Origin of the sequence: Polynucleobacter sp. 15G-AUS-farblos (assembly GCF_018882445.1) — a bacterium.
Taxonomy (GTDB): Bacteria; Pseudomonadota; Gammaproteobacteria; order Burkholderiales; family Burkholderiaceae; genus Polynucleobacter.
Window position 1 is genome coordinate 85,979 of record NZ_JACVOM010000006.1, and the last position, 15,004, is coordinate 100,982.

Annotated in this window: 16 protein-coding genes and 1 tRNA gene; 12 read left to right on the forward strand and 5 right to left on the reverse strand. The window is 46.0% G+C overall.

Annotation, left to right across the window (positions count from 1 at the left end; translation table 11 throughout):
- Positions 1 to 5 precede the first annotated feature (5 nt).
- The 4 genes from ICN41_RS10320 to ICN41_RS10335 are packed head-to-tail and all read left to right on the forward strand — an operon-like array spanning position 6 to position 4,230.
- On the forward strand, positions 6 to 935 hold the full coding sequence (locus ICN41_RS10320) for a YicC/YloC family endoribonuclease (protein ID WP_216292843.1): 930 nt from the start codon (positions 6 to 8) through the stop codon (positions 933 to 935).
- A 17-nt stretch (positions 936 to 952) separates the two neighbouring features.
- A complete protein-coding gene (gene gmk / locus ICN41_RS10325; RefSeq protein ID WP_216292844.1) occupies positions 953 to 1,591 on the forward strand; it encodes a guanylate kinase in 639 nt (212 codons plus the stop codon).
- A gap of 44 nt (positions 1,592 to 1,635) precedes the next feature.
- Complete coding sequence (gene rpoZ / locus ICN41_RS10330; RefSeq protein ID WP_011902918.1) at positions 1,636 to 1,839, forward strand: DNA-directed RNA polymerase subunit omega; 204 nt, start codon at positions 1,636 to 1,638, stop codon at positions 1,837 to 1,839.
- A 15-nt stretch (positions 1,840 to 1,854) separates the two neighbouring features.
- Positions 1,855 to 4,230 (forward strand): RelA/SpoT family protein, encoded by a 2,376-nt coding sequence (locus tag ICN41_RS10335; RefSeq protein ID WP_216292845.1) that lies wholly within the window; start codon positions 1,855 to 1,857, stop codon positions 4,228 to 4,230.
- 9 nt (positions 4,231 to 4,239) lie between these two features.
- On the opposite strand, the gene greB is transcribed toward ICN41_RS10335, so the two are convergent.
- Entirely contained in the window at positions 4,240 to 4,740 is a 501-nt protein-coding gene (gene greB, locus ICN41_RS10340) for a transcription elongation factor GreB (protein ID WP_216292846.1), read from the reverse strand.
- 18 nt (positions 4,741 to 4,758) lie between these two features.
- On the opposite strand from greB, the gene ICN41_RS10345 reads away from it, so the two are divergent.
- The 8 genes from ICN41_RS10345 (at position 4,759) to ICN41_RS10380 (ending at position 12,708) form a co-directional block, all read left to right on the forward strand.
- Positions 4,759 to 4,835 (forward strand) — tRNA-Arg (locus tag ICN41_RS10345).
- An 87-nt stretch (positions 4,836 to 4,922) separates the two neighbouring features.
- Complete coding sequence (locus ICN41_RS10350) at positions 4,923 to 6,095, forward strand: ABC transporter permease (RefSeq protein ID WP_216292847.1); 1,173 nt, start codon at positions 4,923 to 4,925, stop codon at positions 6,093 to 6,095.
- Positions 6,095 to 6,871, forward strand: a complete 777-nt coding sequence (locus ICN41_RS10355) for an ABC transporter ATP-binding protein (protein ID WP_216292848.1) — start codon at positions 6,095 to 6,097, stop codon at positions 6,869 to 6,871. The genes ICN41_RS10350 and ICN41_RS10355 overlap by 1 nt, the downstream gene beginning before the upstream one ends.
- Positions 6,868 to 7,800, forward strand: a complete 933-nt coding sequence (locus tag ICN41_RS10360) for an MlaD family protein (protein ID WP_216292849.1) — start codon at positions 6,868 to 6,870, stop codon at positions 7,798 to 7,800. Before ICN41_RS10355 ends, ICN41_RS10360 begins: the two co-directional genes overlap by 4 nt.
- On the forward strand, positions 7,797 to 8,423 hold the full coding sequence (locus ICN41_RS10365) for a membrane integrity-associated transporter subunit PqiC (protein ID WP_216292850.1): 627 nt from the start codon (positions 7,797 to 7,799) through the stop codon (positions 8,421 to 8,423). The genes ICN41_RS10360 and ICN41_RS10365 overlap by 4 nt, the downstream gene beginning before the upstream one ends.
- A gap of 4 nt (positions 8,424 to 8,427) precedes the next feature.
- Complete coding sequence (locus tag ICN41_RS10370) at positions 8,428 to 9,423, forward strand: tripartite tricarboxylate transporter substrate binding protein BugE (RefSeq protein WP_216292851.1); 996 nt, start codon at positions 8,428 to 8,430, stop codon at positions 9,421 to 9,423.
- A 19-nt stretch (positions 9,424 to 9,442) separates the two neighbouring features.
- A complete protein-coding gene (locus ICN41_RS10375; RefSeq protein WP_216292852.1) occupies positions 9,443 to 10,228 on the forward strand; it encodes an SDR family oxidoreductase in 786 nt (261 codons plus the stop codon).
- Positions 10,225 to 12,708 carry an ABC transporter permease gene (locus ICN41_RS10380; RefSeq protein WP_216292853.1) on the forward strand — a complete coding sequence of 828 codons (2,484 nt, stop codon included), beginning with the start codon at positions 10,225 to 10,227 and terminating at the stop codon, positions 12,706 to 12,708. Before ICN41_RS10375 ends, ICN41_RS10380 begins: the two co-directional genes overlap by 4 nt.
- 15 nt (positions 12,709 to 12,723) lie before the next feature.
- On the opposite strand, the gene ICN41_RS10385 is transcribed toward ICN41_RS10380, so the two are convergent.
- Genes ICN41_RS10385 through ICN41_RS10400 form a run of 4 tightly spaced genes read right to left on the reverse strand, consistent with a single transcriptional unit; the run spans position 12,724 to position 14,938 of the window.
- Complete coding sequence (locus ICN41_RS10385; protein ID WP_216292854.1) at positions 12,724 to 13,260, reverse strand: RDD family protein; 537 nt, start codon at positions 13,258 to 13,260, stop codon at positions 12,724 to 12,726.
- Positions 13,261 to 13,292: 32 nt separating this feature from the next.
- Complete coding sequence (locus tag ICN41_RS10390; protein WP_216292855.1) at positions 13,293 to 13,898, reverse strand: DUF3106 domain-containing protein; 606 nt, start codon at positions 13,896 to 13,898, stop codon at positions 13,293 to 13,295.
- Positions 13,899 to 13,913: 15 nt separating this feature from the next.
- Positions 13,914 to 14,372 (reverse strand): DUF3619 family protein, encoded by a 459-nt coding sequence (locus ICN41_RS10395; protein WP_216292856.1) that lies wholly within the window; start codon positions 14,370 to 14,372, stop codon positions 13,914 to 13,916.
- Positions 14,369 to 14,938: an RNA polymerase sigma factor gene (locus ICN41_RS10400; protein WP_216292857.1), complete on the reverse strand. Its 570-nt coding sequence runs from the start codon at positions 14,936 to 14,938 to the stop codon at positions 14,369 to 14,371. The genes ICN41_RS10395 and ICN41_RS10400 overlap by 4 nt, the downstream gene beginning before the upstream one ends.
- Positions 14,939 to 15,004 lie beyond the last annotated feature (66 nt).

Genomic DNA, 15,004 nt, shown 5'->3' on the forward strand with positions numbered 1-15,004 from the left:
TTCATATGATATCGAGCATGACTGGTTATGGCAGCGCTTCCCGCCAAGTCTCCCTAGGAGGGGGTGTGGTTGCTGATCTGCAGGTGGAATGTCGGGCTGTGAATAGCCGCTTTCTGGATTTAGGCTTTCGTCTTCCGGATGAATGCCGCGGGGCAGAGCCTGCCTTACGCGAAATGGCGACTCAGGCACTGTCGCGTGGCAAGGTCGAGTTTCGAGCAGCCTGGAGGGTAAATGCCGGGTCTGGATCTCAAAGCAAAGCCAATCCCCATGTATTGGGTGCCCTCAATAAGGATCGCCTTGATGCACTCTATACCCTCCAAGAGAAGGCTCAAGAAGCTTTTCCTAAATCAGCTGCGTTGACCATCTCGGATATTTTGCGCTGGCCCGGTGTGGTCTCAGAGCCTCGAGGAGAAGAGGAAGGTTGGATTGCGGCTACTGTGGAAGCGGGGCGGGCTGCCTTAGCGGCGTTGATGGAAAGTCGTCATGCTGAAGGTAAGGCTCTGGTTGGAGTGCTCACCAATATCACTCAAATGATGCGTGACATTGTGCGGGTGATTGAACCTAAGGTTCCAGAATATGTTTCGCAGTACCAAGACAAATTAACTGAACGACTATCAGAGGCCCTTGCGGCTCAAGAGCAGTCAAAGGGCGGCCCAGAGTTGATGGAAAGAATCCGTCAGGAAGTTGTACTGTATGCCGTCAGAATTGATGTTGCAGAAGAGTTTGCGAGATTAAAGACCCATTTACAGGCGGTAGATACTGCCTTAGCTGCTAATGGCCCTGTAGGTAAGCGTCTAGATTTTCTGATGCAGGAACTTAATCGCGAGGCCAATACATTAAGTTCAAAATCGGTTTCAGAAGAATGTACTCAAGCTGCATTAGAGTTAAAGCTCTTCATTGAGCAAATGCGTGAACAAGTACAAAATTTAGAGTAATCCATACAATCACTTTTATGACCAGTCCAATTTTGACTCCTGCCTATCAAGGAAGTATGTTGATGATTGTGGCGCCTTCAGGCGCTGGCAAATCGTCTCTAGTAAATGCCTTGTTACAAGAGGATGCTGGTTTGAAGTTATCCCTATCCACTACGACACGTGCTCCACGGCCGGGTGAGTTAGATGGAAAAGATTATCGATTTGTGGAGAAAGAGGCATTTATTCGCGAACGAGACCAGGGACATTTTTTAGAGTGGGCTGAAGTGCATGGTCATTTTTATGGCACCTCGAAACCTTGGATTGAATCGCAGATGCAATCAGGCAGTGACGTCATGCTAGAAATCGACTGGCAGGGTGCTCAGCAGATACGCAAACTGATTCCTTCAGTCCAGTGGATCTTTATTTTTCCGCCCTCTATTGAGGCCTTAGAAGAGCGTTTACGCAAACGGGGTCAGGATGATGAGGCCACAATTCAAAGGCGTTTAGCGGCTGCTCATATTGAGCTACAGCATGCCCATGAGGCTGATTTTATTGTTTTAAACGATTCCTTTGAGCAAGCTCTGGTGGACTTAAAGCATATTTTGGCCGCTAGCCGGCTACGATCTGGGCCTAGCATGGCCCGAAACCCAGCGCTTTTAAAGCGACTCGGGGTCTAATCAGTTATCCTATAGGTATTGAAGCTAAATTAAGTGAGTCCAGCATGGCCCGTATTACTGTAGAAGATTGTCTTAAAACCATTCCTAATCGTTTTGAACTGGTGTTGGCTGCGACTTACCGCGCTCGTCAATTGGTTCAAGGTCACTCTCCACGTGTTGAGTCTAGAGATAAAGCCACTGTAGTTGCTTTACGCGAAGTGGCTGCTGGTGTGACTGACCGTGACATGTTGACCAAAGTACCTTTATAAAAAAGGAGTTCCGGTGTGGAGCTCCCTCTGGGTTCATCAAAATCATCGGAATACCCTGGCGGAGTCTCGTCTAAAGAGACTCTAGTCACAGATCAAGCGAACCTTTTAGATACTGCTCCAGAAAAAAATAAGCAGTCCATTCTAGCCACCTTGTTGGCACAATCTAGTCGTCATTTATTTGGACCAACTTCTGCGCCTCATTTGCCGCTAAAGCATCAGGTCGTTTCGATTGAAAGCTTGTTATCGAAATTAAGTTATCTCAAGCCAGATGAGGTAGCCCAGATTAAAAAAGCATTTCAGTTTGCAGATGCTGCTCATCTAGGTCAGTACCGTCATAGTGGTGAGCCTTACATTACCCATCCTGTAGCAGTTGCTGAACTTTGTGCTACCTGGCGTTTAGATGCTCCCTCCATCATGGCAGCCTTATTGCATGACGTGATTGAAGATACTGGCTGTTCCAAAGCAGACCTTGTTGAAAAATTTGGTAATAAAGTCGCCGAGCTAGTAGAAGGCCTTACCAAGCTAGATAAATTAGAGTTTCAGAGTCATGCTGAAGCCCAGGCCGAGAGCTTTCGGAAGATGTTCATGGCGATGGCTAGAGATGTTCGCGTCATCTTAGTGAAGCTTGCCGATCGTACGCATAATATGCGCACCTTAGATGCTGTGCCTATGGAAAAACGTCGGAGGGTAGCTGCTGAAACCATCGAGATTTATGCGCCGATTGCCCACCGCTTAGGTCTTAATATTATTTACCGTGATTTACAAGATCTCAGTTTTCGTTACTCAATGCCAATGCGCTTTCGCGTCATTGAAAGTGCTGTTAAGCGGGCACGTGGTAATCGCAAGGAAATGGTTGAGAAGATTTTGCAAGCCTCACGCATGGCCTTTGCAAAAGCCAATTTAGAAGTGGACTTGAGGGGACGAGAAAAAACCCTCTTTAGTATTTACAACAAGATGCGTAGCAAGCATGTGAGTTTTTCACAGGTCTTAGATGTGTATGCATTTAGGGTAACGGTTCATAGTATTGATGAGTGTTACCGTGCTCTAGGTATTTTGCATTCTCTATATAAGCCGATGCCAGGAAAGTTTAAAGATTACATTGCGATTCCTAAGCTCAATGGCTATCAATCCCTGCACACCACGCTCTTAGGGCCTTCCGGAGTGCCGGTAGAGTTTCAGATTCGTACAACGGAGATGCATGCTGTGGCAGAGGCTGGTGTAGCTGCCCACTGGGCCTATAAAGATGGCTCACCCGATATGAGTGAAGTTCAGAATCGGGCACATCAGTGGCTGCAGTCCTTGATTGATATTCAAGATAGCAGCGGCGATTCACAAGAATTCTTAGAGCATGTGAAGATCGATCTCTTCCCAGATGCAGTCTATGTGTTTACACCAAAAGGCCAAATTCGTGCTTTGCCACGGGGTGCCACAGCGCTCGACTTCGCATACTCTATACATAGTGATTTAGGTAATACCTGTGTCGCTGTGAAGATTAATGGTTTGCAATTGCCTTTGCGTAGTGAGCTCAAGAATGGCGACATTATTGAGGTAGTCACTTCTAATAATTCTCAGCCTAATCCAGGCTGGCTTGCTTTTGTGAGAACGGGTAAAGCGCGCGCCTCCATTCGACACTCCCTAAAAACGAAACACTATTCTGAATCTTTGCAGCTAGGCGAAAGATTGCTTGCCAATGCACTACGTCAGCAGGGGGTAGATGCAGCGCTAATTACCCCAGAGATTTGGGAGCGACTGATGCATTGGACCGGTGATAAAAACCGTGAAGAGGTCTGTGTCAATATTGCTCTAGGACGTCGATCACCACAAGAGTTGGCTATTCGTTTAAAGATATTGATTGACGATGTAGGTGGTTCCGAACAAATGCGTCTAGGTGCTGCAGATTGGGTAGCGCCCTCTCAAGAGATGCATCATCACCAGCGACAGGCCATCTTAGTGGATGGTCGCGAAGGCAATTCCATTAGCTTTTTGACTTGTTGCCATCCAATCCCTGGAGACAACATCATTGGCTACCTTGGAAAAGGTGAAGGCTTACAAGTTCATACTAACGAATGTCCTGTGGCTTTGCGCATGCTATCGAAAGATAGCGACAAATGGGTAGAGGTAGAGTGGGGTAAAGAGTTAAATAGAGAATTCGAAGTCGATTTAGCAATAGACACAAGACAAGGTAAGGGTGTGTTGGCGCGCGTGGCTAGTAGCGTTACTGCGGCAGACTCAAACATCATGAATGTCTCAATGGAAGATCGCTATAAAGAGGATTCCGTCACGATTCGATTTACGATTCAAGTCTATGACCGCTTGCACTTATCTAAAGTGATGCGTAGCTTGCGTACCAATCCGGATGTGATGAGAGTGACCCGTACTAGGGCAATTTAAGTTCAAGCCTCAAAGGTATTGAACGTCTAGAATTTCAATTTCAGTAGGTCCAGTAGGCGTCTGAATCTTGACGCAGTCTCCAAGCCTAGATTTAATCAAGGCTTTAGCAATAGGAGAGACCCAGCTTACGTACCCTATCTCCAAATCCACTTCATCCACACCTACAATCGTAATGGTGGTTTCTTTGCCTGCAGATGTGCCCAGAACAGGTGCGTAGGTGACTGTTGCTCCAAAGAAGATTTGCTCGGCATCTGCATCACCGGTTTTACGAGCTAAATTATCTACAACCACGGCAAATTCGAGGCGCTGATTTAAAAACCGAATTCTTCGATCAATCTCTCGCAGGCGCTTTTTTCCATAGATATAGTCCCCATTTTCGGATCGATCTCCATTTGAGGCTGCCCAGTGGACAACCTTGACAACCTCAGGCCGATCAAGGTTTAGGAGCTGCAAAAGCTCCTTTTTAATGCGTTCGTGACCAGCGGGGGTGATGTAGTTCTTCTCTTCCATGGCATAATTATGGCTGTTGCGGCTGTAGCTCAGCTGGATAGAGTACTTGGCTACGAACCAAGGGGTCGTGGGTTCAATTCCTGCCAGCCGCACCATCTCATACCAGGGGCCTAGTTTTTACTAGGCCCCTTTCATTTTGAAGCGTTTTTTAAGTACTTTGATAGATCCCTTATAGTTTGAGTATGGACAATCCAAAATCCACCCCTCTTGCTTCGGTTGCCCCGGTAGCCACTTGGGCATCAAGTGATGCTTCAAATGCAAAAGTCGTTTTAAGCGGCAAGGTGGATGTTTACTCTTTAGGGCTTATTTGGGCTCAAATTCGAAGTACACAAAATGACTGGCTGGCGAAGGGCGCATCCAATACCAAAACCCTCACATTTGATGCATCCAAAGTGGATTCCTTAGACGGTTCAGGTATTGCTTTTTTGATCGACCTTCAAGAGGCTCAACAAAAAGCGGGGGGCACTTTTGCTCTAGAAGGGTTAGCTGCTCGTTATCAGCCTTTGCTCAAAGAGTTTGATCCGATTAACAATTTGTTTCCTACGCCAGTGATTCAGCCCCAGAGAAGTTTTATTGTGAGTACGGGCATGGCAACTCAGAATTTTCTGGATGATGCCAAAGGTCTCATTACCTTTACAGGCCATCTTGCTGCGGATTTAGTTTGGTCTGTGATGCATCCTCGTGAAGTGCGCTGGGGTGATTTTGTAAACGCTGCAGTGCAAGCGGGGATTGCGGCACTGCCCATTGTGGGTTTGGTTGCCTTTTTAATCGGCGTCATTTTGTCCTTTCAAGCGGCAATTGGAATGCAGCAATTTGGCGCAACCTCCTTTGTAGGCCCTTTAGCAGCGCTCGGAATTGTTCGAGAGATGGGGCCACTCATTACCGCGATTCTTCTGGCTGGCCGCTCCTCAGCGGCATTTGCTGCCGAGATCGGCACAATGACTGTAAATAGCGAAGTGGATGCGTTGGTGACAGGAGGTTTGAGCCCAATTCGTTTTCTAGTAGTGCCACGTGTGCTTGCGGGAATATTAGTCATGCCCATTTTGACTTTATATGCAGACATCGTGAGTATCTTCGCTTCGATGTTGACGATGTTGGCATACGGGATTCCATTTATTAACTTTTATAACGGCATGATTGCAGCGGTAGATGTTGAAGATATTGGATCCGGCCTGGTTAAGGCAACGCTCTTTGGTGTGGTTGTCTCTGCAGTAGGTTGCTTACGTGGTATGCAGACTGGCACGGGTGCTGCTGCCGTGGGCATATCTGCTACTAGGGCAGTCGTCAGCAGTATCGTCATGATCGTGCTCGTTGACGGTATCTTTGCTGTGATCTCTTATAAGACGGGTTTCTGATGACAGACATGAACCCAAGCTCCTACGCTATTGATGTTCAAAATCTCACAGTGGGATATGGATCCAATGTGCTGATGAAGGATCTTAATTTCACAGTCAATAATGGTGAAATTTTTGTGATCTTAGGCGGTTCTGGCTGCGGTAAATCCAGTCTCCTTAAGAACCTCTTCGGTCTATATCAACCGCTATCTGGCGATGTATTTATTGAGGGGCAGAATATCACTGCCGCGCAGGGTGCCCAGCGTCAAAAAATTATGACGAGCTTTGGTGTGATGTACCAGCAAGGCGCATTATTTGGCTCCATGAATTTGCTAGACAATGTCACGCTCTTCATGCAGGAATACACTCAGCTAAGTGAAAGCGAAATGAATCTCTTGGCACGTTGTAAGTTGGATTTGGTGGGTTTGCTGCCTTATGAGTCTTACATGCCTAGTGAAATTAGTGGTGGTATGCAGAAAAGGGCTGCCATAGCTCGTGCTATGGCACTTGACCCTAAGATCTTATTTTTAGATGAACCTTCGGCAGGTCTAGATCCCATTACCTCTGCTGATCTCGATAGCACCATCATGGACCTCTCCAAAAATTTAGGGATTACCTTTGTGATCGTATCGCATGAATTGGCAAGTATTTATGCCATTGCTGATAAGGTCATCATGTTAGATAAGGGTGCCAAGGGCATTATTGCCGAAGGTGATCCTAAAGTACTAAGAGACACCTGTACCGATCCACGAGTCCATCAATTCTTTAATCGCATTATGAGCAAGGATGTCGCATGAGTAAAAACTCCAATCCCAATTATTTTCGTCTTGGCGCATTTGTACTCGCAGCAATTGGAGTGCTGATAGCTGTCATTCTGATCTTTGGCTCAGGGAAGTTTTTTAAGAAATCGTTCTACTTAGAGACCTATATCAAGCAATCAGTTACTGGTCTGGATTCTGGAGCGGCAGTCCGTTTTAGGGGTGTCAAGATTGGTCAGGTTACTACTATCGGACTTTCTGGTGATACTTATGAGAAAAATCTACCCTTTGAAAACAGAAGGCAATATGTTGTCGTTCGTATGAAAATTTTTGGTGATGAGGTGACGGAAGACCAGTTAAATCATTTCATTAAAGACAATCTACGTGCTCGTGTGAAATCTAAGGGCATTACTGGAGTGAACTATATTGAGCTCGATTTTGTATCAAGCGCTACAGATTACCCAGCGTTACCTTATAGCTGGCAGCCTGAATATCCAGTGTTGCCCTCGATGCCAAATCAGACAGATGAGATTATTTCTGGGATTCAAAAGTTCATTGATTCGGCCAATCAAATGAATATTGACTCAACTCAAAAGAAGATTGACGAAGTATTGGTCAGCATTAATACCATGATGATTGGTGATGGCAAAGGAAACGAAGGCTTTATTCGCTCAGTTAAAGAGCTGAATGTATTGCTGACTCGCATTGCTAAGGTGACTGATAAGGATGAGTTAAATATTTTGATGCGTGAGCTCGTTGGTGCTGTGACCTCATTGCGTCAAACCATCACAAGCGCTCAGGGTGATACCGCTTCAACGCTAGAAAACTTAAAGCAGGTCAGTGAGAATTTGAATGAACTCAGTCGCATTGCGAGTCAGTCGCCTGCTAGTCTGCTTTGGGCTGAGCCGCCTCCGAAGATCGTGTTACCTATGAATGGCACACAAAGCCAATCAGGAGCCCAAAAATGAAACACTACATTCTGACTGCAATTGCACTATTGACTTTGGTGTCTTGTTCATTACCTACGCGTGCCCCAGTAACGCCCAGCGCATGGATGATTGCACCTGAGCGTACGGGAGCCCCCTACAAGCCAAGAACAGAATTTTGGCTCAAGATTGGAGCCGTTTCAGTGGCGCCGCCATTTGACGGCAAATCATTGGTTTACCGACTTGGTGATCAACGCTACGAAAAAGATTTTTACAATATTTATAGCGTCATTCCTGCTGAGATGTTTGCCAATGCAGAACGCCAGTGGCTTAATCAGGCCAATATATTTGCTGCAACATTAGGGCAGGGTAACAGCTTTTTCCCGTTCTATACCTTGCAAGCGTCTGTTGAGGAATTTTATGGTGATTACCGCGTTAAGCCTGAAGCCGTAGTAACAGTTGAATTCTTTTTGACTGCTACCAATGCAGGAATAGGTAATCCAATTATTGGCACGAATCGCTACTCCAAGCGTATTGCTCTTAAAGACAATACCCCTCAAGCATTGGTATTGGGGCAGCAACAAGCGCTTGCAGAAATCTTTAAAGAATACGAAGCCCAGCTGTATAAATACGCTGGTAACTTACCAAAACCATTAGGACGGTAAATATATGAAGGCACATCAATTTCATCATTTGCTTTTGGGATTCCTTAAATCCGCTTTGCTGGGTTTAGGCTTGCTGGTTGGCAGTCATGCCTTTGCGCAAACATTTCCTAATAAGCCTATTCGCTTGGTGGTCCCTTTTGCTCCCGGGGGAAGTACAGACATCATTGCCCGCGCGGTAGCTGATTCTCTAGGTCGTCAATTGGGGCAGCCAGTGATTGTTGAAAATAAGGCGGGTGGAGGGGGATCCGTTGGCGCCCTAGAAGTAATGCGTGCGCCTAAGGATGGCTACACCATTGGAATGGCAACGGTTTCTACTACTGCCGCTAACCCTGCGATCAACCCGAAGATTGGCTATGATCCAATTACAGATTTCACGGCCATTACCAATATTGCAGCCACTCCGAATGTGATTTCAGTAAATCCATCATTCCCAGCGAAAGACTTTAAAACCTTTTTAGCTGTACTAAAAGCAAATCCAGGGATGTATACCTATTCCAGTTCTGGAACAGGCGGCATTGGCCATTTGCAGACAGAGTTATTCAAAAGCCTAGCTGGTGTATTTATTGTGCATATCCCTTACCGCGGTGCTGGTCCTGCATTGGCTGATACCGTAGGTGGTCAGGTTTCGATGATTTTTGATAATTTACCTTCCTCATTGCCTTTTATCAAGGACGGAAAGTTGATCCCCATCGTGGTGGCCGCTCCTAAGCGCTTGGCCCAATTGCCAAATGTGCCTACCTTTGCTGAAGTGGGCTTAGCCCCTGTCAATCGGATGGCTTATTACGGCCTATTAGGTCCATCAGGGCTACCAAAAGATGTTGTGGATAAATTCTATGTAGCTATACAGAAGGTAATCGCTGATCCTGCTGTTAAAAAGCGGATTGAAGATACAGGCTCTATTATTAATGTGAATGGACCAGAAGCCTTCTCAAAAGAAATTAGAGCGGAGTATTCGGTTTATAAAGAAGTCGTAGCAAAGCAAAAATTACAACTAGATTAAAAAAATAGGTGGGGGACATATGGATTTAGGAATTAAAGGTAAGGTTGCCTTAGTCATGGCATCAAGCCGTGGTCTCGGTCAAGCTATGGCAGTTTCATTGGCTAAAGAAGGTGTTAAGGTCGCAGTTACTGGACGTAATCCAGAGGGCCTTAAGAAATCAGTTGAGCTCATTGAAGCAGCTGGTGGTGTTGCACTAGCCTTGAGTTGGGATTTATCTGATCATTCTGTAATCGACGGCATGGTCTCTAAGGTAGAGCAAGAGCTTGGTCCTATTGATATCTTGATTAACAACACTGGTGGGCCTCCTCCAACTCCAGCGGCTGGACAAGACCCTGCTTTGTGGCAAAAGTCTTTTAACGATATGGTGCTTTCTTTGATCGCCATTACTGACCGTGTCCTACCAGGGATGCGCGAGCGTAAGTGGGGACGCATTATTACTAGCACCACTTCTGGTGCGATTGCGCCAATTAAGAATCTAGCTATCTCTAATACCTTGCGCGCAGCATTACAGGCTTGGTCCAAGACTTTGTCAGCTGAGGTTGCCACAGAAGGAATTACTGTCAATATCATCATGCCAGGACGGGTTGCTACTGAACGTTTGCGTCAACTTGATGAAGCGCGTGCTAAGCGTGAATCTACTACTTACGAAGAGGTTGTGAAAGCAAGCTTGCGACAAATTCCGATGGGTCGTTACGGCGATCCTGCTGAATATGGCGATGCAGCTGCTTTCTTGGCAAGTCAAAACGCTTCCTTTATTACTGGCACCGTCATGCGCATAGATGGCGGTCAGACTCAAGCAGTTTGATCGGATCCCTATCTCGCCTCATTAAGGGCTTACGCCAAGACCTACGATCAACCGAGTTAGTTTGGTTGATCGTAGCCTTAACGCTTTCTGTAACAGCACTTTCTAGCGTCAGTTTTCTAGCTGATCGCATGCAAAGAACCTTTGCATTTGATGCGCGGCAACTGCTTGCATCGGATCTATTGATTGCCTCTGATCAAACTTTGCCCGACATCTTTGTAGAGGAAGCCAAAAAAAGAAATCTACAGATTGCCAATACGATCGTTTTTCCCTCTATGGCGAGCACGGGAGCTCAGAGCAAGTTATCTTCCTTAAAAGCGGTAAGTGGCGCTTATCCCTTACGCGGAGCCTTGCAGGTTGAATCTTCACTCCAGGGTCCTGTTAAAAAAGGCCCATCCCCTGGTACTGTTTGGGTTGATGCTGCAATGCTAGCTAGCCTGCGAGCAAAAGTGGGCGAGCAACTGAAGCTAGGCAATAGTCAATTTGTCATTGGTGGAGTGCTAACTCGTGAATTAGATCGAGGAGCTGGCTTTATGAACTTTGCTCCTAGGGTCATGATGTCTATCGAAGACTTGCCAACGACAGGTTTGCTTGGATTGGGAAGTAGGGTTACTTACCGCTTGTTATTGGCTGGTGATGATGCGGATATTCAAGCATATGAACAATGGGCTAATACTGCTATTAAGGCACAAGGTCTAAGAGGGGTTCGCATAGAGACACTTGAGAATGCTCAACCTGTCATGCGCAAAACCTTAGAGCGGGCAGAGCGCTTTCTTTCTCTGATCGCTTTATTAACCGCAATGGTTTCTGCAGTAGCAATTGCCTTATCAGCGCGTCGTTATGTTCTTAAGCAGGCAGATGCATGCGCGGTACTCAAGTGCTTGGGGGCTAGCTCATCCAGTATTTTGACTAAGCAGCTAACTACGCTCTTAGGTCTGGGCATCATCGCTGCAGTTTTGGGATCTATTCTAGGTTTCTTAGTGCAGCAGATTCTGCTTTTGGCCCTTGGCAATTTAGTTATGGGCAATATGCAAAGCGTGTCCATTTGGCCGGTGCTATGGAGTGCCGCTCTATCTTGCTTTTTATTATTCGGCTTTGCACTACCTCCCTTGTTGGGTTTGGTAAAGGTATCTCCCGTTAGGTTGATCAGAAAAGAATATGCTGGACTGCCCCGCATTGCCATTTGGGTTGCATTATTTGGTCTTGGATCTTGCCTTGCCTTAATCGCGATTGCGGCGCGCGATTGGAAGCTGGCTCTTTGGACTGCGCTGAGTTTTGGTGCTGCCGTTGCCTTGTTTTCATTTATTTCCTGGTTCTTTCTTCGTCTGCTTTCCCGTATTCATACTCAATACTTTGCACTCCGTTTTGTATTGCTGGCACAGGGCAGAAGCGTGACGTACGCAGTTGTGCAGATTACGGCTCTGGGCATTGCCATCATGGCTTTGCTCATGATTTTGTTATTGCGCCAGGATTTGTTGAGCGCCTGGCAAGGAAATATTCCCGCTGATGCACCCAATCGCTTCATGATTAATGTCCAAGAAAATCAAAAACAAGGCATTGATGAGATGTTAGGCAATGCAGGTGTCCCCAAGCCCGATTTTTATCCTATGGTGCGAGGTAGACTGATAGAGATCAATCAGCGAGCTATTACTCCCAATACATACCAAGAAGAAAATGCGCGTCGACTGGTTGATCGTGAGTTCAATCTTTCTTACACCAATGAGTTGCCGAGTGGCAACCGTATAGTTTCGGGCAAGTGGCATGAGGGTAGTGCCCCCCAAATATCCTTAGAAATGGGAATTGCTAAGACCTTAAAGTTAAAACTGGGGGATGAGCTTAGCTTTGAAGTGGCAGGAGAAAAAATTACTGCCCCCATTACTTCCTTGCGCAAGTTAGATTGGGGTTCTATGCGCGTGAACTTTTTTGTCATCATGCCGCCTGGCCCATTAAATCAATCACCTCAATCTTGGATTACTTCTTACTATCAAGATTCCAATCGAGACAATCTCGATTTCCGCTTAAGTCAAGCTTATCCCAATCTCACGGTGGTGGATGTCACTGCATCTATGCAGCAAATACAGGATGTCTTGAATAAGCTAACTGCAGCCCTGAGTCTTTTATTTGCATTTACGGTCATTGCAGCAGTTCTGGTCTTAATAGCGGCAATATCAGCGACTCAAGATGAGCGCTTTAGAAATGCAGCCTTACTAAAGGCGCTTGGTGCATCTCGACAAGTCTTAGCGAGAATTGCCAACATTGAGCTTTTGATTATTGGTGCTCTAGCAGGATCATTGGCGGGAATAGCCGCTAGCGCTGCTGCTTGGGCCCTGGGACGTTATGTGCTTGAAATTGAATTTAATGCCTTTATTCAAGCCCTGCTAATGGGGCTTGGATTTGGGATCACTTCATGTTTATTGGCGGGTTATCGTTTTCAAAAGAAAATTCAAACTGCTACTGCCATTGAATGCCTCAGGGCAAGCTAGTCTCGATAGAAGCTTTTAAGTAAGCGTCACGAGATTTTTAGGAAGCTCAACCAAGCGAGTGCCAGCAAAACGATCAGGCAGCCCCTGACGTTCTTTAGGGTCCTTACGATCAAGATAAATGCTAAGTGGCCAGATAAATAGCGCCACAGCAAAAAGCATTTCAACAATTTGCCATTTCTCTAAATGAAAGATTGCCTGAAGTGCAACGCATGGAATGATCCAAAGCGATCCAAAAATATAACGCCAAATAGCTTGGCGTCTGTTGAGGGTAAAGCCGCTTTTATCAATCATCCTTACTCGCCAAGTTTGCATCGCCAAGGTCTGTCCGGATTTAGTCCAATACCAAACAAAATAAAATCCGAGAACAAGATAGAGATAGAGAAAGGTAAGCCAACTTGGGAGTGACACGCCGAATAGGATGCCTAGCCCCAGGTTCGGCAATAAAAAAGTAAACGCAATAACTCCTAACAATACAAGCTGCTCATATAGACCACAGAAGACACGGCGCCAAAATTGAGGTGAGGGTAAATCGTTTAATTCAGCTGGCGTCATAGAACCGCTTAACAATCAAAGGGTGATGAAAATTAGTTATTACTTGTAGTGCTTTCAGCATTACTGCTGGGAGTGGGGGGTTCAGCTGGGGTAATAGGCGTAAGTGTCGAATTTTGTTTAATGGGGTGCTGTTGCAAAGTGGGTGCATTGGTGGCTGTCGGTTTTTTCTTTACCTCTGATTCAGCCAATTTCTTTTTTTGATCATCACTCAGTTTTTGATAAGCATTCCAAGCTTCAGCTTTTTTCTCTGCAGGAAACTTGAGACTACTTAAGTAATTATCGCGTGCCAGTCGACGATCTTTTTGGGAAAGATTAGACCAGCTTGTCATTCTGGATTGCAGACGCTCTTGATCTTGAGCGCTCATTTTGGGGTAGATGTTAGAAACTTGAATCCATTTTTTACGACTATCAGGGGGCATGTAGTCCCAGTCACTTTCTAGCGGTGCAAGAATCTTTTGTTGACTCGGTTTTAGTCCTTCCCAAGTCCCATCAGGTTTCTTTTCTGGGGTGGCAACAACCTTGCTTTGCGTGCCAGCTGAACCGCTTACTGTCTGTGCATTGGAAATGCCAAAGGAAATGGGGCCTAAAGCAAGGGCTAAACAAGCGCTAGCGAGAAAGGGCTTTAGGCTTAGCGGCATTCGAGCAGGCTTAGATTATTTACTTTGAATAGTATTTGGCGAATCGTTGCTGGAGTCGGAGAGAGGGCCATTCTTGAGGAAGGCCATGAATCCGCTATCAGCATATGCATCCGGTGGCACATCATCAGTCAACAGGGCGGCATCAACTTCCGCAATGTCGTTAATGCGAGAATCATCTTGCCATTGAGCAATACCAATGAGACCAAAGACCAAGACTGCTAATGGAGCTATCCAACCAATCGTGTCCCAAATACCGTTAGAAGATCTGGAGCCCCAGCTTCCAGCAGAGCTTGCAAAGGCGCGTTTCTGTACGAGAACCTTTTCAGGCTTTTTAAGAGAAATAGCCTTCATGCGAGCTGCATAGAGACGATCTTTGATTTCTTTAGGTAGAGTCCCTTTGCGCAGGAGAGCAGCGCTAGCCTGGCCAAATTGGTCAACTTGGGTCTGGTTTGCTTGGTTATCAAGGTGGTTCACAGCGTAATTCCTTTTAATTTCAATGCTTTAGCTAAAGCTTGGGTTGCCCGAGAGCAATGCGTTTTCACGCTACCCTCGCTACAACTCATCGCTTTAGCAGTTTCAGTAATACTGAGCTCATCCCAATAACGCATCAGGAAGGCTTCTCGTTGACGTACAGGTAATTTGGATATTTCTGACTCTAAAGCCTGTAAAAGCTGACTTTGTTCTAGTTTATGGGCACCATCTTGGTGTATTTCACTGTCATCAGGAGCGGAAAGTGACTCTAAGGGGTCAAAATCATCGTTTTCATCCGATTTTTTACCCATATTTGAAAATAGGGTGACCCAGGTATTGCGTACTTTTTGTCGTCTAAACCAATCATGAATGCGATTTTGGAGTATACGAGTGAAAACGAGAGGAAGTTCAACTGCAGGCCGGTCTCCATATTTCTCAGCCAACTTAATCATGGCATCCTGAACGATATCTAGAGCAGCATCATCGTCACGCACAGCGTAAACGGCTTGCTTGAAGGCGCGCTGCTCGATACCACTCAGAAAGTCAGATAGTTCTTGGGCTGATGCCATGCAGTCGATTAGACCCCAATCAGTGAGAATTGGGTCATTTTAGGGGATTACTATAGAATATAGGGC